Origin of the sequence: uncultured Gimesia sp., from assembly GCF_937910335.1 — a bacterium.
In the GTDB taxonomy this organism is placed as follows: Bacteria; Planctomycetota; Planctomycetia; order Planctomycetales; family Planctomycetaceae; genus Gimesia.
Genome location: NZ_CALEMX010000208.1, coordinates 1 through 26,770, shown reverse-complemented (window position 1 = coordinate 26,770; position 26,770 = coordinate 1). Strand labels below are relative to the sequence as shown.

The following is a 26,770-nucleotide window of genomic DNA, read 5'->3' as shown; positions in this document are numbered from 1 at the left end:
TGCATTCTGACGCGCATCCGATTATTTTCTGGAGTTCTAATGAACTCTTTATGAAAATGATGTTCAGCCCTTGCAGAGAAGTTGGAGTCAGGCTCACAATAGGCGAATTCTGTTATTCGAATTTATTTATTGTAGAGTTTTGAGAGGCTGACGGACCAATGCATCGTGATTGTCGGTGATGGTTTCGTAGAATGCTCTCTTATTCGTCAAGGTGGATGTAACGATGTGGTCTTCGCGACTGTTCTGGAAGCTGTTTCTGGTTTATGCCGGTTTAAATATCGCGTCTGCGATTGTCTTTGTATTGATCGTTTCGGGGCGTCAGCAATCTCAGGTCGTTGAACAGGTTCAGCAGCGTTTGCATGACTCTGCTGTGATCATGCGGAGCAGTCTGGATGATGTTTTTCAGCAAGGACTTACAGAGCATCTACAGGAAAAGGTCAAAAAGCTGGGCGCACTGACGGGTACACGGCTGACTCTGATCGATATGGATGGTATTGTGATCGCCGATTCTGACCAGGCTACTCTGGAGATGGTTGGCGGAATGGAAAATCACAAGAATCGTGTTGAAATCATCCAGGCGATTTCGACCGGTTCTGGAACGTCCGAACGAATCAGCCCGACCTTAAGTGAGCCGATGCTGTATTATGCTATGCTGTTTGAAGAAAAAGGTCAGCCGACAGGCGTCGTGCGCGTTGCCATTACAATGGCAAAAATTCAGAAGGAAGTTTCTTCCGTTGAAAAACTGATCTGGAGTATCGCGTTTCTGGTCAGCTTGACGGTGATGTTTATTACCTATTGGGTTGTGGCCCGGATGATCCGTCCCTTGACGATTTTGACCAATGCCGCCGAGTCTATAGCGGGCGGGGATTATGATCAAAAGCTCTATTTTCCGCAGCAGGATGAGCTGGGAATTCTGGCGCAGTCATTTAATCATATGAGTCAGGAAATGGCTGAGCGCGTCAGGCAATTGCAGGCTAGTGGCGATCGATTGGGTACTGTATTGGAAGGAATGGTGGAAGGTGTGATCGCCACGAATGATCATCAACATGTATTATTTGCCAATGAATCAGCGGGTCGACTCCTGTTTTTCTCTCCTGAAGAGGCTCAAGGGAAGCCTTTGTTTGAATCCGTCCGCAACCATCAGCTGCAAAAAGCGGTGACTGAAGTGTTGAATACACTGGAGCCTCGGCGAATGGAAGTCGAGCTGGAGAGTACCAGTGATCGGATTTTAGGAGTCACGACGACCCCATTGCCCGGAGATCCCTGCCCGGGTCTGGTGATTGTATTATTCGACATGACTGAGCTGCGCAGGTTGGAATCTTTAAGGCAGGAGTTTGTGGCGAATGTTTCGCATGAATTGAAAACTCCTCTGAGTTCCATCAAAGCTTATACCGAAACATTGATTCGGGGCGCGATGGATGATCCGAAGATCAGTCAAACTTTTTTGCTTCGGATAGAAGAACAGGCCGAACGATTACATGAATTAATTATGGATCTGATTAGTCTGGCCAGCATTGAGTCAGGAAATCAGGTGTTTGATATCGTTAGTATCGAACTGAGACCTTTTGTGGAAGCGTGTCTGGTTGACCAGCAAAAAGTTGCTGAGTCCAAAAACATTGAACTGCTGATTGAAGAAAAAGAGCCTGGAATCAAAATTAAAGCGGATGAAGAAGGGTTGCATCAGATTCTGGGCAACCTGATTAATAATGCCATCAAATACACTCCCGATCAGGGGATGATTACCATTCGCTGGCAATGCGAAGATTCCCATACGGTACTACTTCAAGTGGAAGATACCGGCATTGGGATTGAGGAAAAGTATCAGGCGCGTCTCTTTGAACGATTCTTCCGTGTGGATAAAGCCCGTTCGCGCGAATTAGGGGGAACGGGTCTCGGGCTTTCCATCGTGAAACACCTGGTTCAGTCATTCAATGGTAGCATTGGAGTTACCAGTAAAGTCGGCGAGGGCAGTACCTTTTCTGTACGTCTTCCGCGTGGTTAAAATTCCCGTCGTCTGTGATGTAAGTCCTTTTTATTAAAAGGATTAAGTGTTTTGCGTTCTGCTTTCTGAATGTTGAGGAAAGATTAAGTACTTCACAGATTCTTAATATTATCTTAACACTTCGCGGGTATGTTAATGGGCATCTGAAAAAGGTGTGCCGAACGCTTTTTTGGTCATTCTGGCCAGTTTGTTTCACGCCTTGTTTTAAGCAAACATCTATCTTGATTTCCAGCATATCGCATTGGGAGAGCTACACGAAATGGTCACAAGAAATATTGGGAAAGCAATGGGAGTGCTGTGTCTGGCGATGGGGATTTTCCTGATTGGCGTTGGATGCTCTGGTGGCAGTAACGATGGCGATGGCTCTGAATCACAGGCGGGAAACGCTGGAAGTGGAAAGCTTTCGGGTAAAGTGCAAATTGATGGATCGAGTACTGTTTATCCTATTAGTGAAGCGGTTGCTGAAGAGTTTCGCAAAGTGCAGCCGGATGTGCGTGTTACTGTGGGAGTACACGGAACCGGCGCCGGGATGAAAAAGTTCATCGCTGGCGAAATTGATATCTGTGATGCTTCACGTGGCATGAAGGAAAAAGAGGCCGCTGCGTGTAAAGAAAAAGGGATTGAATTTATTGAACTGTCGGTTGCCTTTGATGGTTTAGCTGTGATTGTGAATCCTAAAAATACCTGGTGTGATTGTTTGACTACTGGCCAGCTTAAGGAATTGTGGCGTCCTGAAAGTGGAGTGAAACAGTGGAAAGACCTGAATCCCAAATGGCCTGCCAAAGAGATCAAGTTGTATGGGCCTGGTACTGATTCGGGTACTTTTGATTACTTTACGAAAGCAATAGTCGGGGAAGAAAAAGCAAGTCGAGCGGATTACACTGCCAGCGAAGATGATAATGTTCTGGTAACGGGAGTCCAGTCAGATGAGTATGCTCTCGGTTATTTTGGATACGCGTATTATGAAGAGAACAAAGACAAACTGAAGCTATTGGGTGTTGACAGTGGTGCTGGTTGCAAAAAGCCAACGGTGGAAGCGGTACGTGACAATTCTTATGCACCCCTTTCGCGTCCTTTGTTTATCTATGTGCGAAAATCAGCTTTCGAGCGGCCAGAGGCAGTTGCCTTTGTGAAGTTTTATCTGGAAAACGCAGCTGAGCTTGCCGCTGATGTGGGATATGTCCCCGTTTCAGATGAAGTCGTCAAAGCAAATCAGGATAGTTTTAAGGGAGCTTTATCCAAGTGACAGAAGAAGGTTCCGGCAAAGAACAATCGGTTGAGATGGAACTCGGCGAGGCAGCAGTTATCAAGCTGCCTCGCTCCACGTCTTTAGCAAGAGCAGATGGCCTGTTGGTTCGCCTGCGTCCTTTCTATGAAGGTGTCATTCATTTCGCATTGTTCATCTGTGCCAGTATTTCTGTACTAGTCACTGTGGGTATTGTCATTATTCTGTTGTATGAATCCGTTCAATTTTTCTTCGACGTTTCGATCATCGAATTTTTGACGGGTACGAGGTGGACTCCGTTGTTGAAGCCACAGCATTTTGGGATTTTGCCTTTGATGTGTGGAACGATGTTGGTTGCCGCCGGTTCTGCGATTGTTGCGGTTCCTATTGGACTGGGAACCGCCATTTATCTGAGTGAATATGCGTCTCCGCGATTCCGGGATATCGTCAAGCCGTTTCTGGAAATATTGGCCGGCATTCCTTCCGTTGTTTATGGATATCTGGCTATTGTTACCGTGTCCCCGATCATCCGTTATTTATTTCCCAGTGCCGGGGTGTTTAACGCTGCCAGTGCCTGTATCGTCGTGGGCATCATGATCCTGCCGATGATCATTTCGTTAAGCGAAGATATTTTACAGTCGGTTCCACTTTCTCTGCGCGGAGCCGCTTTTGCGTTGGGCGCCAATAAATTTGAGGTGACGGTGCGAGTTGTCGTGCCGGCAGCTTTGTCGGGAATTATTGCCAGTTTTCTATTGGCGATTTCTAGAGCCATTGGAGAGACGATGGCAGTCACTCTGGCGGCGGGTGCTACACCCAAGCTGACTTTGAATCCTCTGGAAAGTATTCAAACCATGACAGCCTATATCGTGCAGGTCAGTCAGGGTGATACACCCACGGGTACAGTCGAATATCGAACCATTTTTGCTGTGGGATTAATGTTGTTTATTACAACGATGGTAATGAACGTGATCGCGCAATACATTCTCTCTCGAGTGGGAGAACAATACGAATGAGTACAAAGCTTGATATCTATACAGCAAAACGACGTGGCCGAATTACGAATTTATTATTCACTTCGGTTTGTTTTCTGGCGACGGTTACGTGTGTAATTGTGCTGTTCATTTTGATCTGGAATATCATTCTGCAAGGAAAAAGCTGGCTGAGCTGGGATTTTGTGGATTCGTTTCCCTCTCGTTTTCCACACAAGGCGGGGATCAAGTCTGCTTTATATGGAAGCATCTGGTTGATTGGTCTGACGGCATTGTTTTCTGTTCCGCTGGGAGTGGGGGCTGCCGTTTATCTGGAAGAATATGCTCCTAAAAGCAGATGGCGCAAATTGATTCAATTAAATATCTCCAATCTGGCTGGTGTGCCTTCCATAGTTTATGGGATTCTAGGCCTGGCTTTGTTTGTGCGTGCATTAGCCCTGGAGCGGAGCGTTCTTTCAGGTGCTCTGACACTGACTCTGGTTGTACTTCCGATTATTATTCTGGCTAGTCAGGAGGCACTGAGGTCGGTACCCGATTCGATTCGTCGTTCGGCATACGCCTTGGGTGCCACTCGGTGGCAAACGGTTTGGTATCAGGTTTTGCCCGCTTCTCTCCCTGGAATCATGACAGGGGTGATTTTAGCACTTTCTCGCGCATTGGGAGAAGCTGCTCCTTTAATTGTCGTGGGAGCAATGGCTTATGTACCTTTTGTACCAGAACGTCTCTCAGATGAGTTCACATCGTTACCCATACAGATTTTCAACTGGACATCGCGGCCTCAAGAGGATTTTCATCATCTGGCTGCTGCTGGTATTCTTGTTCTCCTGATTGTATTAGTCAGCATGAATGCGATCGCGATCTTTGTACGTCATAAATATGGGAAAAAGATCCGCTGGTAATGCCGGGCGTTTGGGATTGAAATGAGTAATCAGAAAAATGAGTGACACATACTAATAAAAAGTATCTATAATTTCACTTAGCAAGGATTTTCAATCCATGGCTTCTACACCCTTGGTAAAAAAAATGATACAACCTTCCGATAAGGCGACTTCCGGCTTTTCAAAAGCTCCCATCGTGCGACCTTCGATTCCATCAGGAAAGCGAATGCGGACAGCGGATGAATTGGCACAGGCCACTGAAAAAATCAGTGTGCGAGATATGTCATTTTATTATTCAGAGAACCGCGCCTTAACTGATATTTCGCTTTCGATACCTGAATGTTGTGTGACCGCTTTTATTGGTCCTTCCGGTTGTGGTAAGTCGACGTTTTTGCGTTGCTTTAATCGTATGAATGATATGATTGAAGGAACGCGGGTTGAGGGAGAGATCTTGCTGGAAGGTCAGGAGATCTATTCTTCCCGGACGGATATCGTCACCTTGCGAAAGCGAATTGGAATGGTGTTTCAGAAATCAACGCCTTTTCCGAAATCGATTTTTGACAATGTTTCTTTCGGTCCTAAAATAGCTGGTATCCGTAAGAAGAAAGATTTATACGAAATTGTGGAACGTTCGCTGCAACGCTCGGCTCTCTGGGATGAGGTGAAAGACCGTTTAAATGAATCAGCTTTGAATTTGTCAGGTGGACAGCAACAACGGTTGTGTATTGCCCGTGCTTTAGCGAATGACCCTGATATATTACTGATGGATGAACCGGCATCTGCATTGGACCCTGCATCCACGGCAAGAATTGAAGATTTGATTTTTGAACTTAAAGAACAGTATACGATCGTGATTGTGACGCATAATATGCAACAGGCGGCACGGGTTTCAGATCAGGCTGCTTTTTTCTATCAGGGAGTACTAGTGGAATCCGGGGCTACGGAAGCGCTTTTCACGAATCCTCAAAAACAGCAAACCGAAGATTACATTACTGGCAGATTTGGATAAGCCAATGACAAAACATTTACAGCGCGATATGGAATCGCTTGAACGAGAACTCATCACTCAATCTTCTCTCGTAGAAGAGATGATTTCCAAAGCCAGTCGTGCGCTCTATGAAGTTCAAGTTGATCTGGCTAACGAAGTCATTGAAAAAGAACGCGCGATCAACGAGAGTGAAGTCAAAATCGAAGAGGATTGCTTGAAAATTCTGGCGCTGCATCAACCGGTGGCCGTCGATTTACGTGAAACAGCAACGGTGTTGAAGATCAACAATGACCTGGAGCGTATCGCTGATCTCGCTGTTAATATTGCAGAACGGACAATTGGACTGTCGCATTATCCTGACTTTCGCATTCCTGCCTCGTTGGAACCAATGACCAAGGTCACCGTTTCGATGCTTCGAGATGCGATTGATGCTTTTATTGATTTTGATACTGAAAAAGCGCGTGATGTCTGTAAGAGAGATGATATCGTTGATGAGTATAACCGAGAAATCATCAATGAAATTTACCTTTTGATGCAAACCGATTCAGAACTGATTAAACCAGCATTACATTTTTTTTCTTCAGCACGCCATATCGAGCGTATTGCCGACCATACAACTAATATTGCTGAAGATGTAATTTATTTGACGGAAGGTGAAATTGTTCGTCATCGTCATAAGGAAATATTTTCTAACTGACTCGTTTTTTATATAAGTGATCTAAGAAAAAATGTCAAAGAAACGCATTCTCGTCATTGAAGATGATCGTAGTCTCTCTGAAGTTCTCGCATATAATCTGCGACAGGAGAAATATGATGCTGTCGTTGCCCTGGATGGGATGGATGGATTAAGGCAGGCACAACTTAAGGCACCAGACTTGATTATTCTGGATTTGATGCTTCCGCAAATGGATGGATTGGAAGTCTGTCGCCGACTACGTTCCGATCCTGTGACCAACAATATACTGATTCTCATGCTGACTGCCAAATCAGAGGAGACAGATCAGGTTGTCGGTTTTACACTTGGAGCAGATGATTATGTCACCAAGCCTTTCAGTGTAAAAATTTTGCTGGAGCGAATCAAAGCTTTGCTTCGACGTCGTGAAAGCAACGGGGAATCAACGGATACGATTGTGAGCCAGGGAGTGATGATTGATCGACGTCGTCATCGAGTCATGATTGATGATGTGCCGATTTCGCTGACACGGAGTGAATTTGAATTACTCGAAGCCCTGGTCAGACAGCCGGGCCGGGTTTTCTCTCGAGCCGAGTTGATTGATGCTGCTTTAGGTGATGATGCGTTGGTTCTGGAGCGAACGATTGATGTGCATATTCGGGCATTGCGTCAGAAGCTGGATCAGCATTCCCAGCTGATTGAAACTGTGCGGGGGGTGGGATATCGGTTTCGGGATCCTGATACTGCCTTTAAAAAACAGACAACATGATCGCTGCTTTCAGCGTTTGATCGTTCTGAGTCTTATCTCTGCTTCACAGGTCGATTTTGTTTTTTTGAGCATTAGGGGAGCTATTTATGTTGCAGGTACGTGTGTGTATGTGCGCTTGTATGGCCGGTAAACTCCTCCAAAGTCGATTTTTTCTTTTTTCAAAGTAGTTGACCTGCATCGCAAAGACCGATATACTTAGCGTTGTTGAGACTGAGTCTCATAGTCTTCCAGTCATGAGATCAACCCGGAAATGGGGCACTCTCAAGTCCTGCCTGCAAACCCTGCCGTAACCAAGATTTTAACTCTGAATTAAAACAGCGTCTGCCACATTAAGATGCGACAGACGCTTGGATATGAAGTGAAATGTCAATTGTTACACAGAGCGAGTTCAGTCAATCCGCCTCAGTTCAGGTTAAAGAAACTGTTCCGCGTCAGCGATTACTCTGTCATTGCCTGAACGTATCTCATGAGGAAGTCCAGCAATGTATCTCTGATACCAGTGCGGAATCGGTTCATGAAGTGATGCGTGGTTGTGGCGCAGGCAAAGGCTGCACTGCCTGCCATTGTCGAATTAAAGACCTGTTGGCAGGGCAATGTGACGATTGTGGTGAATCAAAGCGGCGTTGTCTCTGTGCTGTTGCCGTCGGCTAACTTCTAATTTTATTCCCGGATTTGCTCGGCGAGATAGTTCTGAATTCCGACTTGCTTGATCAATTCCAGTTGTGATTCGCACCAGTCGACGCTTTCTTCAGACTCAACAACCATCTGATCCATCAATTCCCGGCTGCCTGCATCTTTATCCTGATGGCAGAGTTCGATTGCTTCATTATAAGTTGCAACTCCCCTGGTTTCTAATTCCAGGCTGTTCTGGATTTGTTCTTCCACTGTTTTTCCGACTCGGATCACGTCATATCGGGCAATTTCCGGCACTCCATCGAGATAGAGAATCCTGTCGATGACTTGATCAGCGTGCTTCATTTCTTCAATCGATTCATCATAGAAGTGCTTGGCGAGCTTGTCGAAGCCCCAGTCTTTGCACATTTTTGATGAGATGAAATACAAGTTGATTGCCGTCAGTTCGATGGTTAATCCACTGTTTAAGGCATCAATGATTTTCTGGCTACCCTTCATTGGTATTGCTTTCTTTCGTGTTTTTTTGAATTACTGGTGTTTGCAGGTTCGGGCAGGATTCATCTATTCCGCGAACCAGAGGATAGTATTTGTAAATGAGTGAAATAGTACCAGACTGAAACTCATCAAAGTCCATCATTTTAGTGTATTGAAACAAGGTCTCTGTTAAGTGAGCCGTCAGTGCTGGTTTTCCTGAAACAGATTCTCAATACCAGTTGTTTTCTTTACGGTTTGAGTTTCATGAGCTCTACTTTTCGGAATTCAATGGGATGGCTTTCAGACTGGAGAGAAATCGTGCCTTCCTTCAGCATGATCGGGGCTCCATTTTCAATGAGCTTTTTCGCATCTTCATCTTTGTTGTCGAGTTGGGGCTTTGTATAGGAGAGAACGGTCTCGCCGTCAATGATATGTTTAATGATTTCGTTACCGCGTACTTCGACTTCCACTGTCACCCATTGGTCTCCATTGTAGGTTTTCGAACTGGAATCCGTACAGTGCGGTTTGAAAAGTTTATCTTTCATGAAAACATGAGTTCCCGGCGTGCACAGATTCGCTGTATGACGTTCTCCTGAGCCTTTTCCTCCTAGTAATTGCACTTCAATCGACACGGGGAACCGTTGATCTTTCGACATGCTTTCAGGAGTTTGGCCGTGGATCATAATCCCACTATTGCGAAATGCCCAGCCAGGGCCCCCCTTTGATTGCTCTCCGGTGAACCGATATTCCACACGGATGATATAATGCGAGAAGGAATCTTTATAAAAAAGATGACCAAACTTATCAGCGAACTCATCGTATTGGTCATAGCCTACTTTCAGTAGACCATCTTCAACGCGAAACGTCTTTCCGAAATTATCATTTGCATCATAGCCACGTATTTTTACCGTCCAGTCATCCAGGTTTTTTCCATTGAACAACGGGATCCATTTCCCTTGTGACCCGGCTTCCTCTGCTAATGCTGTGTCTGGCAAACAGAGGCTTAAAAACAAATACAAACAAAGTGTTAATACAGATACTGATTTCACAAAAGTGTTCCTTTTATTTCGAAGAATCATCTGAGGCATACATCACTCCGAAAACGAACAACGTGAGCAATGTTGTTTCACAGAAAATGAAAAAGCGATCCTTTTAGAGGAAAGAGGATTTATTATAATGCGAAGCAGAGGGAATAGCACCGTTTTGTAAGTGAACTTTTTAAAATGCGAATTCAGTGATCAAACCTGTGAGCGAGTTCCGATTCTGATCCTCGAGCGTCGTAATGTTCATTGATACAACAAAAAACGCCCGTTTTGCGAACGGGCGTTTTCATTTTCATCTATGTCACCAGAAAACTGGCGTGCGGTAGCTTAGCTGCCGGATTTTTCTTTTTTGGGCTCTTCTCCGCCTTCTTTTTTGGTTTCTTCTCCACCTTCTGGTACTTCTGCACCGGCACCACCGGTTGTAGAACCAGCTTCAGCGGGTTGACCTGCTGCTGGAACTTCTCCTGCAGGTTTGCTTGTCGAATTAGATGCAGGGCTACCGCAACCGACGGCCCAGGCTGAGATACTGATACTAGTAAGCACGACGCAAAGTCGGCTTAATTTTGTCAAAGACATTGTATTGTCCTTTCCGAATCCTTAGTTGATGAAAATAAGTCGAGTGTTTCCTGTCTTGCACAGGCATAAGTCTAGAAGCATTAAAAAATGAGTCCCTTCAGATTTCAAGCGTGGTTAAGTATATAAAGTCAGAATTCAGTTTGAAATCGGTGAATGGAACAGATATATCTTCTTTGGGGAGTGATTTCTCTCTTTTTGTTATGACAGTCAAAGAGAATAAGTAGACTGAGTTGATTTAGAGTGGCTTTATCGAACGAGATTGAGGGGTGCCAAAAAGAAGCGTCTAGATCAAGTATAAATTTCAAAAAACGTGGAATTTGAGGAATAAAGCCCGGAAATGGGCTTTTTCGAATTCTCAAAATTTTATGAGAAACTTTGATATAACAGTTTGCTAATTCGATTCGGGTTTGTCACACTAAATTTCAGATTAAGGGAATGAAGGTTCCATAAAACCTTGTTTGGGCGGTGGTCTGCTTCTCTTTTTCTCATAAAATTATTTCATTATTTTTGCGTTATAATACGCTGTGCGTATTTTTTCAGAGTGTCACTATTTGAATTGCTTTTGGCATTAGATGGTGATCAGTTACAGAGTGACAATAAACTCCGTTTTATTGTCGAGCGACTTTTAAGTTAGAGGATGGGCTTTATGGCCACTGGAACAATTAAAAAAATTACTGAAAAAGGGTTTGGCTTCATTAACGATGGCCAACAGGATATCTTTTTTCATCTTTCGTCATTGGATGGCATCACATTCGATCAACTGGTAGAAGGTCAAACTGTAGAGTTTGAAACCGAAAAAAGTGATCGTGGCCTGCGTGCAGTTCGGGTTACTACTTCCGAGTAGAGTTCACATTTCAATCCCACGCTTCTACGGTATTTTGTAGTGCGCCCAGCCCTTGTATCTCTACAATAGCCTGGTCCCCAGGTTTAAGATATACAGGAGGTTTGCGTGCCATTCCTACTCCAGGGGGCGTTCCGGTAAAGATAATATCGCCTGGTTCGAGTGTCATTAATTGAGACACGAACTGGATTACCTGTTCTATGGTAAAGATAAATTTATCGGTATTGGAATTCTGCATGACCTTTCCGTTAAGAGTCAATTTAATGGGCAGGTTGTTGGCATTACTAATTTCATCAGCCGTTACGAGGTAAGGGCCAGTCGGAGCGAATGTGTCCGCTGTTTTTCCTAACAGCCATTGTCCGCCCGGTCGTCCTATTTGCCAGTCACGTGCTGAGACATCGTGGCCGTTCATGTAACCTGCGATGTAGCGTGGAGCGTCCGCCTCGCTGACGGAGCGGCATGTTTTTCCAATGACAACAACGAGTTCTGCTTCATAATCAACTTCTCTGGCAATTGCTGGAATGCGAATGGGGAAGCCCGTTCCGGTAACGGCGCTGGAAAACTTGCTGAAACAGACTGGTTCATCCGGGAACGGCATTCCTGTTTCCTCCGCGTGATCCCGATAATTCAAGCCAATACAGAGTACTTTTCCCGGACTGGGAATTGGCGCTAAGAGTGTGCCTGCAATCAGTTGATTTGCCTGCTCTGCCAGTGTGGCTGCCTTTCGGGCACGTTCCAGCCCCCCTTCCAAAGTGAGGATGTCTTTGAGAGAGCGTGGCAGACTTTCATCAAAAGCGTGCAGGTCAAAAAATGTCAGTTCTTCGTCCTGATCAATTACTGAGACCACGGAATTTCCTTGATCTGTTTGCAAAGTTGCCAACTTCATGCAGTGATTCTCCTGATTATTTATAATATATGTGTGAAACAGAAACAGTCATCTGTTTTTGATAGCATTGTAGGAATTTTGGGCTGCCTTTTTCTATGGATATAGTGAACGTGAGGATCATATCTTTGAGTTCTGATAGAATCAATCTCGGTGAAGGTTTTCCCGGGCTGGCTATCAAATAACTGATACGTAAGATTTTCTTATCATCTATGGAATGCTATGCTGGTGAAAGTTGATCGCCCGATCTAAAGGGTGGTGTATTTAATAGATCCCAACCCTGATTCAATTCTTTCATATTCGGATGATATTATGACCAAAGCGACTTATAAAGATGCCGGCGTTGATCTGGATCTCTATCAGAAAGCGATGTCTTCCATTCATCCTCTGCTAGCGAAAACTCATTTGGCTCAAAAGTCCCGAGTGATGGATTTGCCGGGAGGGTTTGCTGGTTTGTTTCGTCTGAATAATCCGGAACAGGGAAAGTCGGGTCGCAATTATGAAGATCCTGTCCTGGTTTCGGGAACCGATGGTGTGGGAACCAAGATCAAGGTTGCCATAGAAGCGGGGATCTATAATACGATAGGTATCGATCTGGTAGCGATGTGTGTGAATGATTGTCTCTGTCTCGGGGCAGAACCTTTGTTTTTTCTCGATTACATAGCACTTGGGAAAGATGATCCCGATCGACTGGTCGATCTGATGGAAGGAGTCAGTAAAGGTTGCGTTCTTTCCAAAGCGGCTCTTTTGGGTGGCGAAACTGCCATCATGCCTGATCTGTATGGTGATGGTGATTTCGATATGGCCGGTTTTTGTGTCGGAGTCGTTGAGCGCAATCAGATACTGGATGGTCACGCGATTCAAGCAGGAGATGTTGTGCTTGGTTTAGAGTCGAGTGGTTTTCATTCCAACGGTTATAGCTTGATCCGCAAAGCTGTGTTTGAAATGGCGGGTCTTGGAATTGACGATCCGATTGAAGAATTAAACCAGCGGACTGTGGGTAGCCTGCTCCTGGAACCAACGCGGATCTATACAGCCGCCATCAATTCGATTTACGAATCATTTCCCGATCAAATCGTATTGAGCGGGTTGGCACATATCACAGGCGGGGGATTGGTTGAAAATGTGGAACGCATATTACCTGCCAATCGACGGATCGAAATGAAGAAGTCGGCCTGGGAGGTTCCCGCTCTCTTTGAATGGCTGCAATCTCTGGGGAATATTGATGAGGAAGAAATGTTCCGAGTGTTTAATATGGGAATCGGTATGGTGGCCATCGTGCGAGCCGATCATTCGAAGGCGGTTCAGGAAAAACTCCAGGCCAGCCAGATTTCCACTCACATACTCGGAAAAGTGACGGAAGGCGAAAAAGGGGTCGCGCTTGTCTAAGCGTTGGACTCTCATCGTGTTTAACTCACATTTCTCCGATGATGAGATCCGCTTTCCAGATTCACAATAACGTGATCAAGCCACTCCCTGCGCTTTGTTGATTGGAAATATACTGAAACCGTGGTCAGTCTGTTTTTGCATGGAATCCCTCCTCAAGTTTTCAAATTTGCATCTCTCCAGGCCATTTCTGATTTTCAATTTGATGTAAACGTCAAAATTTCGTTTTATTTAATTTCAAATGCCTCAAATTATTTTCTTTTTGTATTACGCGGACTCGTTTTCGTTCGAATACTAATAATGATGAAAGCATCCGAAATAGATACAAGTGTGACTGTATGTGTAGTCAGCCACGGTTTTGGATTATTCAAATCAATTTCTTAATGCAGGAAAGAATCAAATGGAACGTCCCGCTCCAACTGGTTTTGAAAGAACTTTTGAGGACGATGAAATCATTGTCAGTAAAACAGATTTGCAGGGCCGAATCACATATGCAAATCATATTTTTATCCGTGTCTCTGGTTACACAGAAGAAGAGTTGCTGGGAAAGCCTCACAATCTGATTCGGCATCCTGATATGCCACGCTGTGTGTTCAAATTACTCTGGGACACAATTAATGCCGGTAATGAGATTTTTGCTTATGTCAACAACCTCTGCAAAAACGGAGACAATTACTGGGTACTGGCTCATGTGACCCCCAGTTTTGACGAGTTCGGCACTATCATTGGTTATCATTCCAGCCGTCGCGTACCGGATCGTACTGCCATCGCAAAAGCCAAAGACCTTTATCAATCCTTAAAAAGCATTGAAGACGCAAGTTCTGATTGGCGAGTTGGAATGCAGAACGCAACGAGTGCTTTGGTTTCTCAGTTGGATGAAGCGGGCATTCAATATGATGAATATGTCTTCGCACTTTGAGTAGCAAAAGCCTAAAGAATGGACTCGTAAAAGTGTTTTGATTAATGCGAACTCAAATGCAATCCAACCAGACTCCCATGATCAAAAAGTGTGTAACAGAAAGTTCCTGTTAGATTTAATAGAGGTAACAGATGTTAAAACTGGAAACTGCAGAGCGGAATACAGCAGACAACAATTCGGAATCACCAATCTCAGAAGATGAACGAGCTGAACTGGAAAGTTACCGGCACTGGATCAAAAACTTAGCCGATGTCTGCGAGGCTGCCTCACAGGGAGATTTAGAGGCACGTTTGCTGCATATCGATATCGATGGTGACCTGGAGCGTGCCCTGCGTTCTGTAAATGGACTTTTGGATTATACCGATGCATTTGTGAGAGAGTCGAAGGCATCTCTGACGGCGTCCGCCAATGGAAAATTTTTCCGGAAAGTCCTGTTGAAAGGCATGTTGGGTAGTTTCAAACAGGCATCTGAAGTGATTAATTCAGCCGGCGATGAAATGAAGCGTCAGGCAGAAGAAATCGAAATGGTGGCCAGTAAACGATTGGAAATGGCAGATGATTTTGAAAAAGAAGTTCAGGGAATTTCTACGATTGTTTCTGCAGCGGCCACGCAACTGCATGCAACAGTGCAATCGTTGACAGCTGTTACGGATAGAGCCAGTCAGGAAACAACCGATGCTGTGGAATTCATCAATCAAACCAGCCAGAACGTGGAAGTTGTGGCGGAATCTACGGTACAGTTGAATTTGTCCATTCAGCAGATTGATTCCCGTGTCAAACAGTCGACCGAAGTTGTTCAGCAAGCAGTGAATGAAAGCGAACATGCTAAAGAATTTATGTCCGGTCTGGTAGAGGCGACCAACGATATCGGTTCTGCTGCAAAAATGATCGCAAACATTGCCAAGCAGACAAATTTGCTGGCATTGAACGCCACTATCGAAGCAGCCCGGGCGGGAGCAGCCGGCGCTGGTTTCGCTGTTGTGGCATCAGAAGTTAAAAACCTGGCTCAGGATACTGCGAAAGCAACCGATCATATTACCGATCAGATTAGTAATATTCAGGGAATCGTGGACGCTGCCGTTTCCAATATTTCAAGTGTCAGTAGCACGATTCAAAAAGTAGATGAAATCAGCGATTCGATTTCCATATCGATTTCAGAACAAAGCGAGTCGATCGCGACGATTCACCAGAACGTAGAAGATGCCGCAGAGATGACGGTTCAAACGACCGAAAGTATCCAGAGAGTTTCTGCCACCGCAGACGAAACAAATAGTGCGACTCAAGATTTACTTTGTGCTGCCAATGATATTTCGCAACAGTCCGAAAGTTTGAACAGTGCGGTGAATCAATTTCTCTCGACGATTCGTTCCAGTTGAAATCGTTGTTTAGAGCCGGAGATGAATTTCGTTCTTTTCCAGATGGCGTACGATGAGCCAGGTGATCCAGAAGAAGAGGACGAAACTTCCCCAGGCGTACCATTCAGGAGAATCTTTGGTAGCGAAGGGTTTGACCGCTTCCATGACAAGATCGTGCAGGATGTAAGCGACGAGCGCATTCGTACCCAAAGTGCGGAAGAGAGGTATTTGCCAGTTCCCCCGGTCGCAGGCCAGGTGGAAGAGCAGATAAACAAACAGTGACAGCCCTGCGGCAAATACCAGATACGCGAGTGTGCCCGCCCGCTGGCTCATCATCCAGTAGTTCCATTTTCGTTGACCTTGATTGGGAGGTTTAACGAAAGGTGGTTCCGCCAGATAGGCGGTGAATGGTTTTCCCTGCTTCGCTTTGAATTGGGCTTCGTCAGGAATGACAGGGTGTGCCGCTAACTTTTGGTTTTGATAAGCGGGGTTTGTCTGCTCTGCAACGGGGACATCGTAAAAGCGCGTACCACATGAGATGCCCCATCCCAGTAGCATTAAAACCGTTGACCAGATCAGAATCGGTTTGACGCGCGGCAAGTCTTTCGCCTCAACGACCCAGTCACAGGCGAGTGTGCCGATGATTGCGGGAATGGTCCAGGTCAAAAATCCAAGTGGCCCGCCATCGATGCCGTTGGGTGGCGAGTTGACCCACGTGAAATAGAAGTAATACGACAGCACGACATGTGCGACTGCTGAGAAAATCATATAAGCGATCCGGATGCTCGCCCGCGCACGAATGACGGGTAGGATCCAGAGTGACGTGACTGCGATGTGCATCAGCGTTTGAAACCAGTTTCGTTTGAGCGGCCCGGCAATGGTATCCCAGACGCCGATGGACTGAAGTTCGCTCCATGTTTTGGCAATTGGAGAAACGCGATAGATGATTAATGAAACCAGCACCAGCCCCAGTAATCGTCGTACGACTCGCATATAAGCAGAGAAGGCGCCTTCCGATTTTACCCGCCGGCCAAAGGTCAGGCGAAAAGCAAAGCCCACCGCGAACAAAAAGTGGGGCATGATCGTGTCGGCATAACTGCAGTAGGTGTTGTGATGCTTTAACACGACCGGGCAGATAGCAAAAAAACCCATATAGTTGACGAGGAACATGCCGGCGATGGTGTAGCCGCGAAACTGGTCCAGGGAGACGATACGTTTCTGGACCTTCTCAACTGTTGCAGGGGAATCGGTGTCTGTCATGTTGTTCCGTCGATTCGCAGAGATTAAGGAAAAAGCGAAAGTGATAGGTATTAATCTCTACTAATATACGGTTTGTGACACAAATTGAAATACAGTAGTTTTAAATTTGCGCATCCGTCAGCAGAAACTGATTCTCAGCGCGTATATGAGATAGAAAATCCAAACAAAGGCAAAGACAGCAAAATTGAATCCTGCTTGGATGATAAAACTGACCGAGACAAAAATCAGATTGAGTACTTTATTCTCACAAAGTTTCAGGTGACAGTGGGAAATGAATAACAGCAGTGCCCCCAGAAACAGGAAAAAGTAAACGAAGCCCATCGTAGCAATATTGATCGGATCCGAATTAATTTTAAACACCCGGTCCGTGAAATAGATTACGAGCATGGTCGAAAGCACTCCTCCCCAGAATAATCCATACGCCAGTTGTAAATAGCGTTTAAAACGAGGGTTTTGTGGGTGATTCATTGATACTTGCCTCTCATTTGAATGACAGAAGTTCTTGGTCTGTTAGCCAGTTATGAAACGGGCTCCTTTCAAGAGGCGTGAGAATTTGTGAGAGATCACGCGTTCTAACTGTGTTTTTCAAAATGAAGATATCAGCGGGCGTGTTTCTGATCGCGACGAAATTTACCGGGAGTGATTCCGGTCTGCTTTTTAAACGCGACGTTCAGATACTCAGGATGTCGAAAACCGGTGCGTTCCGCGATTTGGATTAATGAGAGATCTGTCTCTGTCAGAAGCTGTCTGACTCGGTCGAGACGAATCCGCATGATTTCTTCGTGAGGTGAACGGCCAATCAATTTTTGAAAGCGGCTTTCAAGAACACGCCGTGAGAGGGGAACCGATTTCAGCACATCCTGTACATTGATGCCATCACAGGCGTGCTGACGAATGAAACGGACGGCGTCGGAAATATTTTTGTCATCGATGGCCTGAATGTCGGTCGATTGTCGCGTGGCAATGCCCAATGGTTTGATTAAGTGTGCTGCGGAAGAAACTTTTTGACCGGAGATCATCCGATCCAGCAAAGCAGCTGCTTCGTAACCGGTCTGTTGTGTATTGGGAATAATACTTGAGAGGGGAGGTTCTGAGAGATTGCAGAGAATCTCGTCATTGTCCACGCCAATGATGGCGACTTCTTCAGGAACGGAGACATTGATCGTGCGGCAGGCATCGAGTAGCTGTTGCGCTTTGATATCATAACAGGCCATTACGCCCACTGGTTTGGGGAGTTGCTGAATCCATTCGGAGAGACGTTGTTGTTCTACTTCCCAGGGGATGGTGTTTTTTTGTTTCTTCTGTTGAGGATAGGCATGGCAGACAAATCCTGCGTCAGCGATGCGCTTCTGAAAATGTTCTTCTCGCCAGCGAGACCAGTTGAAGCGATGGTCTCCACAAAAGGCATAGTGTTGAAAACCTCGTTCAATCAGGTGTTCGGCAGCCAGTTTGGCAATGGCACGATCATCGGTTTCTACCCAGGGGAGTGAAGGGGCCAGCCGAGCGGCGCTCACATCAACGGCAGGTACGCCACTGTGCTCAACGGCTGCTGCAATTTTCGAATTTTCAATGCGGGCGATCATGCCATCGCCGTGCCAATTTTTGAGCCATTCTACGGGAACGCTACCTCTACCATGTTCAGGAAGGTAGATTGACCAGGGGTGATGTTCGTGGATGTAGGACATGATCCCGCGCAATAGCCCCCGCGCGTAGGAATTCGAAGATTCAATCAATAAGGCGATCGAAGGGCGTTCTTTCATGATCTGATCCCACCGGCATTAATGAAGAGGTGATATAAATGTGATATTTTTAAGGGGGTTAGCGCGTCAATTTCTTTGAAACGGCTAAATATACCAGTGTTACGCGAAAAATACAGAGATGGGGAAGGTGAAATATCACAATTAATTATGCGCAAGTTTACATGGTACTTGAATTTTGACGTTTTACAATGAAAGAAGGGCCGCTAATTCTGTAAGGATACGGCATCGCAACAAGCATCTGAGATCATTGCAGCGTAGAAGGAATATCATGAGTGAGAAAAAAATCAATGTCGCGTTAGTGGGGCTCGGTTTCGGCGCAGAATTTATTCCCATTTATCAGGCGCATGCGAACGCCAACATGTACGCGATCTGCCAACGGTCGGAGGAGCACCTGAACCAGATTGGTGATACGTTTGGAATTGAGAAGCGTTATACCTCTTATGATGAATTACTGGCCGACCCGGATGTCGATGCCGTTCATATTAATACGCCGATTCCTGATCACGCGCCGCAGTCGATCAAAGCGTTGAAAGCGGGTAAGCATGTTGCCTGCACCGTGCCGATGGCGACGGCTGTTGCCGAGTGTGAACAAATTGTAAATACGGTCAAAGAGACCGGCTTGAAATATATGATGATGGAAACCGTGGTTTACAGTCGCGAGTTTTTATTCATTAAAGAGATGTATGACAAGGGAGAGTTGGGCAAGATCCAATACATGCAAGCGAGTCACCCGCAAGATATGGAAGGGTGGCCAGATTACTGGGAACGTATGATTCCCATGCATTACGCCACGCATGTGGTGAGTCCGGTATTGGGCATGGTGAATGGCCGCGCTGAGTATGTGAGTTGTTTCGGTTCCGGCACGGTCAATGATGATATTGCTGAGAAGTCAGGCAACAAATTTGCGGTTGAGACGTGTCATATCAAAATTAAAGACTCCGATATCGCGGCTCACATCTGGCGGTTTCTGTTTGATGCGGCGCGACAATATCGTGAGTCAGTCGATGTCTATGGCACGAAAAAATCTTTTGAATGGCCTTTGATTGAAGGGGAGAAGCCGGTGTTACATACGGCTAAGAAGCCTGAACCGGAAATTCCCGAGCGTGTGGAAGTGCCCGACTATGCTCATCTACTGCCGCCTGAGATTCAAAAGTTTACACGTGCGATTCATGACGCCGACCATCTTTCATTTTTGCAAGGAGCTGGGCATGGGGGTTCGCATCCGCATCTGGTGAATGCATTTTTGAAGTCATTGGTTGAAGACTGTGAACCCTGGCCGAATGCGCCGCTGTCTGCCAACTGGACCAGTGTGGGGATTTTGGCTCACGAATCGGCGCTGGCGGGTGGTGCAATCAAAACGCTGCCGGACTTCACTCTCGAGTGAAATACGAATTGAAATACGAATTTCTTTTTCTGATTCCATTGACATGTTTTAAACAGATTACTGAGGGAAATGGTTATGGCTCGTTACTCCCTGTTCTTGTTACTGCTGGTATATGCGGCCCCACTTTTTGGTGCTGAGGATTTTACGATCCATCAGTTTGAACGCCTGCAGTTGGGGAAAAAGTTCTATGCTGAGGGAGCTACTTTCGGCGATCTGAATGGTGATGGTCATCAGGATGTGATCTCGGGTCCCTATTGGCACGAGGGGCCTGAATTCAAAACGAAGCACGAATACTATCCGGTGAAAGAATGGAATATTAATGGTTATTCCGATAACTTCTTTGCTTTCGTACATGATGTCAACAAAGACAAATGGCCGGATATCATAGTTCTCGGATTTCCTGGTAAGGAAGGATTCTGGTATGCGAATCCACAGAACAAAACGGGGCACTGGAAAAAACATCTGGCGCATCCGGCTGTCGATAATGAATCTCCTACTTATGCTGATCTGACAGGAGACGGTGAACCGGAGCTGGTCTTTCATACGGGTGGTCAATTAGGTTTTGCCGGGCCGGGTAAAGATCCAACACAGCCCTGGAGTTTTCATGCGATTTCTCCCAATTTGAAATACGGTCGCTTTACACATGGTCTGGGTGTAGGTGATGTGAACGGAGACGGAAAGCCGGATATCCTTGAAAAGAATGGCTGGTGGGAGCAACCGGCTGATCTTGGTAAGCCCGGGTTCTGGACGCGTCATCCCGTCAAATTTTCTGGTGCGGGTGGCGCCCAGATGTATGCCTATGATTTGGACGGGGATGGTGATCAGGATGTGATTACTAGTAAAGCGGCTCACGCTTACGGTCTTTCCTGGTTTGAAAATGTAAAACGCGATGGTGAGATCACGTTTGTCGAACATCCCATTATGGGTAGCAAACGTGAAGAGAATAAATATGGTGTTGTGTTCTCCCAGTTACACGCGGTTGCTCTGGAAGATATGGACGGCGATGGCGTGAAGGATATCATCACCGGCAAACGATTCTGGGCTCATCAGGGCCATGATCCCGGTGCCAAAGAGCCTTCCGTTAATTACTGGTTTAAAACCGTGCGTACAAAAAAGGGTGTCGACTTTCTACCTTATCAGATCAACGATCAATCGGGTGTGGGCACACAGGTTGTTGTCGGTGATGTCACGGGAGACAATCTTCCTGATGTAGTGGTGGGTAATAAGTCTGGCGCGTACTTGTTGGTGCATAAGAAGGTCAAGGTTGACGAAGCAACCTGGAAGAAAGCACAACCTAAAAAGTTCGTGCCCAAAAAAGTTTCACTGAAAAACGAATTGAAACCGGGTGATTTTTTTGCCACAAACTCAGAAGGCAAGCGTGTGAATGTCGACTTTGAACTGGGTAACTTGAAAGACTGGATTTCTGAGGGCGAAGCATTTGAACGACAGCCGGCTAAGGGAGACACCGTTTATGCTCGGCGCAGTGACATGCGAAGTCAGCATCAGGGCCAGTTCTGGGTGGGTACGTTTGAATTTCTGGAAGACAAGCCTGTGGGGACATTGACGTCTGCTGCAATCAAAGTGACTCAGCCATTCGCCTCATTTTATGTGGGTGGCGGTTCACATGAATCAACGCGTGTCGAAATTGTAGACCGAGTAACAAACAAAGTGATCGCGAAAGCCAGCGGCCGTAATCATGAGCGGATGCATCAGACGCTGGTTGATCTGAAAAAGTATCAGGGCAAAGAAATATTTATTCGGCTGGTAGATCAACACAGTGGTGGATGGGGCCACATAAACTTTGATCATTTTCGTTTTCATGATCAGAAACCAGCGGCTTTGGAACTGGTCAACAGTGGTGCGCCTCCCAAAACACATTCGCAGAAATACGATGGTTTACCCGGGCCAAAAGCAGCAGAAGTGATGACGGTGCCGGATGGTTTTTCGGTTTCATTGATCGCGGCTGAGCCCGATGTGCAGCAGCCGATTGCGATGACCATCGATGATCGAGGGCGTTTATGGGTGGCGGAATCCTATGCTTATCCGAGCAGACAGCCGAAGGGTAAAGGAAAAGACCGGATCCTGATTTTTGAAGATAAAGATGCGGATGGAAAGTTTGAAACACGTAAGATTTTCAAAGAGAAGCTGAATCTGGTGAGTGGTCTGGAAGTGGGCTTTGGAGGTGTCTGGGTGGGGCAGGCGCCGTACCTGTTATTCATTCCCGATAAAAACGGTGATGATGTTCCGGACGCCGCGCCTCAGGTTTTACTTGATGGCTGGCATTACGAGGATACGCACGAGACCCTCAATTCCTTTATCTGGGGCCCTGATGGCTGGCTCTATGGTTGTCATGGCGTGTTTACACATTCGCGTGTTGGCAAACCGGGGACGCCCGATAAAGATCGGCAGCCAATTAACGCTGGTATTTGGCGTTATCATCCTACACGTCACGAATTCGAAATCTTTGCACATGGAACGAGCAATCCCTGGGGTGTGGACTTCAATGATCAGGGTCAATGTTTTCTAACCTGTTGCGTGATTCCTCATTTGTTTCATGTCGCACAGAATGCCCGCTATCGCAGACAGGCGGGACAGCACTTTAACCCCTATACCTATGATGATATCAAAACGATTGCCAGGCATCGCCATTGGACGGGCGGGCAATGGAACCAGTCAGACCGAGCGGCTTCGGATCGTGTGGGAGGCGGACACGCCCATGCGGGGGCGATGATTTATCTCGGTGGGAGTTGGCCGAAAAAATATCGCAATCAGCTGTTTATGAATAACATACACGGTGCCCGGCTGAACCAGGACGTACTGACGCGTAACGGATCAGGTTATGCAGGGGATTTTGCGCCTGATTTTCTGTTCGCCAACGATCGTTCATCTCAGATTCTTTACTTGCGTACTGGCCCGGATGGACAAGTTTATTTCATTGACTGGTACGATACGAACCAATGCCATCACCGCGAATTTCAAAAGCACGATCGTTCGAACGGCCGGATCTTCCGTGTGGCTTACAAAAATGCGAAACCGGTTCCGGTCGATCTCAAAAAGTTATCCAGTTCCGAACTGGTTCAACTACAGTTACATAAAAATGACTGGTATGTTCGGCAAGCGCGCAGGATTCTACAAGAGCGGGGTGCGGACGCGGAAGTACACGCACAACTTGCAGAGATTGCATTCCATCATGCAGATGTGACACGTCGATTGCGCGGGTTATGGGCGCTGCATGTAACGGGAGGGCTTTCGGAACAGAAAATCATGCATGCGCTGAAAGACCCCAGTGAATATATGCGGGGATGGGCCATTCAATTAGCACTCGAAACGGGAACACCCTCTGCTGCTCTCTTATCGAAATTGGCTCAGTTGGCGACTCAGGATCCTTCTCCGGTCGTTCGTTTGTATCTAGGCTCGGCAGCCAATCGATTACCTCTGGATCAACGCTGGGAAATTTTGACTGGTCTGGTCAGTCATGCGGAAGATCAGAGCGATCATAATTTACCCTTGCTCTACTGGTATGCGGTTGAACCATTGGCGCCCCATAACATGCAACGCTCGTTCGAGCTGGCATCGAAATCTCGACTTCCTTTGATCGAGTCTTATACATTACGCCGGATTGCTGACATCGGCACAGAAGAAGCGGTAGCCTTTCTAGTTCAACAACTGGGACAGGCTAAAACAGCCGCGCGTCAGAAAGTATTTTTAGATTCGATCAATAGCGCCTTGCGCGGTCGCCGTAAATTTCCGATGCCTGAAGTCTGGTCTGTTGTAGGTCAGAAACTGAATTCCAGTTCCGACCCGGTTGTGAAATCGCAGTCATTATCATTGGCGGTGACGTTTGGTGATCCTGAAGCGATGCAGCAACTTCGTGAAATTGTAAGAGACCCGAAGAGCGAATTGACGGGCAGAAAATCAGCACTCGCCTCGTTGCTGGGTGTGCAGGATCCCAAGCTCGTTTCGATATTGATTCCCCTACTGGATGAAAAAGGATTGCGTCGCGAAGCATTGCGGGGGTTGGCTGGTTATTCTGATGCTGCAGTCGCTCCTGCGATTCTGGAGCGTTATCAACAGTTTGATTTGAATGAAAAACGGGATGCTTTGAATACGCTTGCCAGTCGGGCTGATTATGCGCATCAATTGCTGGCAGCGATCGAATCGCAAGAAATATCCGCCAAAGATCTTTCGGCTGAAATCGTGCGTCAACTGGGTAACCTGAAAGATAAAAGTCTGAATCAGAAAATTGGTAAAGTCTGGGGTATCGTCCGCGAGTCAGCAGCCGATAAGAAAAAATTGATTGCCGTCTATAAAAAGATGATCTCCCGTCCTCGACCCAAGCCTGATCTGCATCTGGGCAGAGCCGTTTTTACGAAGACGTGCCAGCAGTGTCATAAGCTGTTTGGAACCGGTCAGACCATTGGACCGGAATTGACGGGTTCCAACCGTGCGAATCTGGATTATCTCCTGTCGAATGTAATCGACCCGAGTGCTGTGATGGCGAAGGATTATCAGCCGGTCGTCATCGTGACAGAATCCGGGCGAATTGTAACCGGGATTATTAAGAAACAGGATCAGAACTCGGTGACTGTCGCAACTGCCAATGAAACTGTGATCATTCCCCGCGCTGAAATTGATGAAATGAGCCTGAGTGACAAATCGATGATGCCTGACAATTTGTGGAAGCAGTTGAGTTCTGGTGAAGTGCGATCTCTGGTTGCCTATCTGGCCAGTGGAAAGCAGGTTCCTATGCAGGCTACAAAGGACAATTTGAAGTTGTTCTTCAACGGGCAGAATCTGACTGGCTGGACTGGCAACAGCCAGCTCTGGTCCGTCGAAAATGGTGAAATTGTGGGTCGGTCTCCGGGGATTAAATCGAATGAGTTTCTGGTGAGTGACATGCTGGTTGGCGACTTTGAACTGAAGGCCAAAATCAAACTGTCACCGAATTCCGGCAATAGTGGAATCCAGTTTCGCAGCAGACTAGAACCTAATGGGCATGTCAAAGGTTATCAGGCAGACGCCGGAAAAGGCTGGTGGGGTAAACTGTATGAAGAGCTTGGACGCGGACTTTTATTCAAAAAGTCGGGGGATGAACATGTGCGTGAAAATGAGTGGAACGAGTATCGCATCGTCGCGGTGGGCCCTCGGATTCGGACTTATATCAATGGGAATCTCTGCACTGATTTGAACGATCCTCAAGGAGCTAAGTCGGGAATTATTGCATTCCAGATTCATTCCGGTGGCCCAATGGAGGTTCGTTTTAAAGATCTGGAATTACGTTTAGGGCCTGATGTTGATTAACTCAATCGAAGAAGCCGCACTCGCATAAATATTGCACACTTTGTTTTATGCGGCGATGGTGTTCTTCCAGTGTGGGATCTGGTTCGCCTTCGATGCCTTCAATTTCGAGACTGTAGGGGCCTTCGAATTTTTGATCTTCCAGGATGAAACGGATTTTGAGAAAGTCAACGCCGCCTGCTTCACCAAGTGCGGTAAAGTTCCAGTCTTTGAATTTGCAGTAGGAGTCTTTGAGATGAACGTGTTTCACGAACGGAGCCACTTCACGTAGCGATTCAATGACGTCTGCGTGTTCGTTGTAATAATTAATGTTGCCTGTATCAAAGTTAAGTTTTAAGTGCGGGTGGTCCAGGTCGTTCATCGTACGCAACATGCCGGCTGCATTGACACAAATTCCCGGGTGAGTTTCAAAACAATAGGTAATCCCTTTTTCGGCTGCGTAGTCTCCGATGTCTTTTAAATGTTGATAGAGGGTTTCTCTTTGTGATTCCTGTTCTATTTCACCCGCGCCTCCTACAACCAGACTGACCCCTAATTGGGATGCCAGATCGAGTTTTTGTTTTGTCATGAGGACGACATCCGGATCAAGCGGGTTTCCGCTGGTAATATTGCAACTGGAAAGCTGTACCTGGTTTTGTTTCAGGAGGTCTTTCACTCGATCGATATCAGCCTGGGTAGAGCCATTGGTTAACAGGGGTGTCTCTTTGAAGAACGAAGGGACCCCATGGTTTTTGATATTGAGTTCCAGGTGTGAGAGACCTGCATCATGGATGTGTTCCATTGCAGCGAGAGGTCCAAAGCGACCATATGAGTTTGTCAGACAAGAGACAAGAGCGGCCATGATTCGTTTTACTTTCTGTATCAAGGATCAGCGAACAGTTATTGCAGTACTGCTGTTAGAATGTTACTTTGAGCGGGCAACAAATACAAAGATAGATGGCAAATCTTTTGATCTGCGCTTCCCGGGTATGGAAATGGAAGAAATCCTCACATGGTAGATGTACAAGAACAACTGAAAACAGCATTAACGCATCATCAATCAGGAAACCTGGATCAGGCAGAACAACTCTATCAACAAATATTGGAAACCAATGCGCTGCAGTGGGAGGCATTGTACTATCTGGGAACGCTGCAACTGCAGCGAGGAGAGTTAGAAACAAGTATTGCGAATTTTCTTAAGGTTGTTCAAGTGCGCCCGGAGATGCCGGACGTCCATAATAATCTGGGAGTGGCCTACCATGCAGCAGGCAAATGGCGAGAGGCAGGTCAATCGTTTGAGCAGGCAATCCGAATTCATCCTCACTATGAACGTGCTTACTTCAATCTGGGTTCCTTATTGGAAACTCGTGGTTTATTAACGGAAGCAGCCAGCTGTTATCAATGGGTTTATCTCGTCTGCCAACAGTCTCGTCGGGTCAACGAGCGGTGACTTAG

23 protein-coding genes are annotated in these 26,770 nt (G+C 46.4%); 15 read left to right on the top strand and 8 right to left on the bottom strand.

The genetic code is table 11. The features are described 5' to 3' along the window. The first annotated feature begins 223 nt into the window (after positions 1-223). From Q0668_RS08095 to Q0668_RS08060, 8 genes are all read left to right on the top strand, one after another. Positions 224-2,002 (top strand): ATP-binding protein, encoded by a 1,779-nt coding sequence (locus Q0668_RS08095; RefSeq protein ID WP_298862554.1) that lies wholly within the window; start codon positions 224-226, stop codon positions 2,000-2,002. 259 nt (positions 2,003-2,261) lie between these two features. Continuing rightward, positions 2,262-3,248: a PstS family phosphate ABC transporter substrate-binding protein gene (locus tag Q0668_RS08090; protein ID WP_298862551.1), complete on the top strand. Its 987-nt coding sequence runs from the start codon at positions 2,262-2,264 to the stop codon at positions 3,246-3,248. Next, positions 3,245-4,240: a phosphate ABC transporter permease subunit PstC gene (gene pstC / locus Q0668_RS08085; RefSeq protein ID WP_298862548.1), complete on the top strand. Its 996-nt coding sequence runs from the start codon at positions 3,245-3,247 to the stop codon at positions 4,238-4,240. The genes Q0668_RS08090 and pstC overlap by 4 nt, the downstream gene beginning before the upstream one ends. Beyond that, positions 4,237-5,115: a phosphate ABC transporter permease PstA gene (gene pstA / locus Q0668_RS08080; protein WP_298862545.1), complete on the top strand. Its 879-nt coding sequence runs from the start codon at positions 4,237-4,239 to the stop codon at positions 5,113-5,115. Before pstC ends, pstA begins: the two co-directional genes overlap by 4 nt. 205 nt (positions 5,116-5,320) lie before the next feature. After that, positions 5,321-6,103, top strand: a complete 783-nt coding sequence (gene pstB, locus Q0668_RS08075) for a phosphate ABC transporter ATP-binding protein PstB (RefSeq protein WP_298862557.1) — start codon at positions 5,321-5,323, stop codon at positions 6,101-6,103. A gap of 4 nt (positions 6,104-6,107) precedes the next feature. Continuing rightward, complete coding sequence (gene phoU, locus Q0668_RS08070) at positions 6,108-6,779, top strand: phosphate signaling complex protein PhoU (RefSeq protein WP_298862542.1); 672 nt, start codon at positions 6,108-6,110, stop codon at positions 6,777-6,779. Positions 6,780-6,810: 31 nt separating this feature from the next. After that, positions 6,811-7,524, top strand: a complete 714-nt coding sequence (locus Q0668_RS08065) for a response regulator (RefSeq protein WP_298862539.1) — start codon at positions 6,811-6,813, stop codon at positions 7,522-7,524. Between the two features lie 363 nt (positions 7,525-7,887). Next, positions 7,888-8,175, top strand: coding sequence for a (2Fe-2S)-binding protein (locus tag Q0668_RS08060; RefSeq protein WP_298862536.1), 288 nt, complete (start codon positions 7,888-7,890; stop codon positions 8,173-8,175). A gap of 9 nt (positions 8,176-8,184) precedes the next feature. On the opposite strand, the gene bfr is transcribed toward Q0668_RS08060, so the two are convergent. The 3 genes from bfr to Q0668_RS08045 form a co-directional block, all read right to left on the bottom strand. Beyond that, on the bottom strand, positions 8,185-8,655 hold the full coding sequence (bfr, locus tag Q0668_RS08055) for a bacterioferritin (protein ID WP_298862533.1): 471 nt from the start codon (positions 8,653-8,655) through the stop codon (positions 8,185-8,187). Positions 8,656-8,879: 224 nt separating this feature from the next. After that, positions 8,880-9,680, bottom strand: coding sequence for a DUF1080 domain-containing protein (locus tag Q0668_RS08050; RefSeq protein WP_298862530.1), 801 nt, complete (start codon positions 9,678-9,680; stop codon positions 8,880-8,882). Between the two features lie 321 nt (positions 9,681-10,001). Continuing rightward, positions 10,002-10,250, bottom strand: coding sequence for a hypothetical protein (locus Q0668_RS08045; protein WP_298862527.1), 249 nt, complete (start codon positions 10,248-10,250; stop codon positions 10,002-10,004). 646 nt (positions 10,251-10,896) lie between these two features. Between Q0668_RS08045 and Q0668_RS08040 the strand changes: the two genes are divergently transcribed. After that, positions 10,897-11,094 carry a cold-shock protein gene (locus tag Q0668_RS08040; RefSeq protein WP_145228069.1) on the top strand — a complete coding sequence of 66 codons (198 nt, stop codon included), beginning with the start codon at positions 10,897-10,899 and terminating at the stop codon, positions 11,092-11,094. A gap of 10 nt (positions 11,095-11,104) precedes the next feature. Here Q0668_RS08040 and Q0668_RS08035 read toward each other — a convergent pair whose 3' ends face one another. After that, a complete protein-coding gene (locus tag Q0668_RS08035) occupies positions 11,105-11,977 on the bottom strand; it encodes a fumarylacetoacetate hydrolase family protein (RefSeq protein ID WP_298862511.1) in 873 nt (290 codons plus the stop codon). Between the two features lie 309 nt (positions 11,978-12,286). On the opposite strand from Q0668_RS08035, the gene purM reads away from it, so the two are divergent. From purM to Q0668_RS08020, 3 genes are all read left to right on the top strand, one after another. Next, positions 12,287-13,363, top strand: coding sequence for a phosphoribosylformylglycinamidine cyclo-ligase (purM, locus tag Q0668_RS08030; protein WP_298862508.1), 1,077 nt, complete (start codon positions 12,287-12,289; stop codon positions 13,361-13,363). Between the two features lie 397 nt (positions 13,364-13,760). Then, positions 13,761-14,279, top strand: coding sequence for a PAS domain-containing protein (locus tag Q0668_RS08025; protein WP_298862502.1), 519 nt, complete (start codon positions 13,761-13,763; stop codon positions 14,277-14,279). A gap of 131 nt (positions 14,280-14,410) precedes the next feature. Next, a complete protein-coding gene (locus tag Q0668_RS08020; RefSeq protein ID WP_298862499.1) occupies positions 14,411-15,655 on the top strand; it encodes a methyl-accepting chemotaxis protein in 1,245 nt (414 codons plus the stop codon). A gap of 9 nt (positions 15,656-15,664) precedes the next feature. On the opposite strand, the gene Q0668_RS08015 is transcribed toward Q0668_RS08020, so the two are convergent. The 3 genes from Q0668_RS08015 to Q0668_RS08005 form a co-directional block, all read right to left on the bottom strand. After that, positions 15,665-16,894: an acyltransferase family protein gene (locus Q0668_RS08015; RefSeq protein WP_298862496.1), complete on the bottom strand. Its 1,230-nt coding sequence runs from the start codon at positions 16,892-16,894 to the stop codon at positions 15,665-15,667. A 117-nt stretch (positions 16,895-17,011) separates the two neighbouring features. Further along, complete coding sequence (locus Q0668_RS08010; RefSeq protein WP_298862493.1) at positions 17,012-17,362, bottom strand: hypothetical protein; 351 nt, start codon at positions 17,360-17,362, stop codon at positions 17,012-17,014. Between the two features lie 131 nt (positions 17,363-17,493). Beyond that, a complete protein-coding gene (locus Q0668_RS08005; RefSeq protein WP_298862492.1) occupies positions 17,494-18,654 on the bottom strand; it encodes a XylR family transcriptional regulator in 1,161 nt (386 codons plus the stop codon). A 268-nt stretch (positions 18,655-18,922) separates the two neighbouring features. Here Q0668_RS08005 and Q0668_RS08000 point away from each other — a divergent pair, with 268 nt between their 5' ends. Together Q0668_RS08000 and Q0668_RS07995 are read left to right on the top strand one after the other, a co-directional pair. Continuing rightward, entirely contained in the window at positions 18,923-20,038 is a 1,116-nt protein-coding gene (locus Q0668_RS08000; RefSeq protein ID WP_298862490.1) for a Gfo/Idh/MocA family oxidoreductase, read from the top strand. 75 nt (positions 20,039-20,113) lie between these two features. Further along, positions 20,114-25,339, top strand: coding sequence for a PVC-type heme-binding CxxCH protein (locus Q0668_RS07995; protein WP_298862487.1), 5,226 nt, complete (start codon positions 20,114-20,116; stop codon positions 25,337-25,339). 1 nt (position 25,340) lies between these two features. Here Q0668_RS07995 and Q0668_RS07990 read toward each other — a convergent pair whose 3' ends face one another. Next, positions 25,341-26,177, bottom strand: coding sequence for a sugar phosphate isomerase/epimerase family protein (locus Q0668_RS07990; protein ID WP_298862485.1), 837 nt, complete (start codon positions 26,175-26,177; stop codon positions 25,341-25,343). Positions 26,178-26,327: 150 nt separating this feature from the next. Here Q0668_RS07990 and Q0668_RS07985 point away from each other — a divergent pair, with 150 nt between their 5' ends. Further along, positions 26,328-26,765 (top strand): tetratricopeptide repeat protein, encoded by a 438-nt coding sequence (locus Q0668_RS07985; protein ID WP_298862483.1) that lies wholly within the window; start codon positions 26,328-26,330, stop codon positions 26,763-26,765. Positions 26,766-26,770 lie beyond the last annotated feature (5 nt).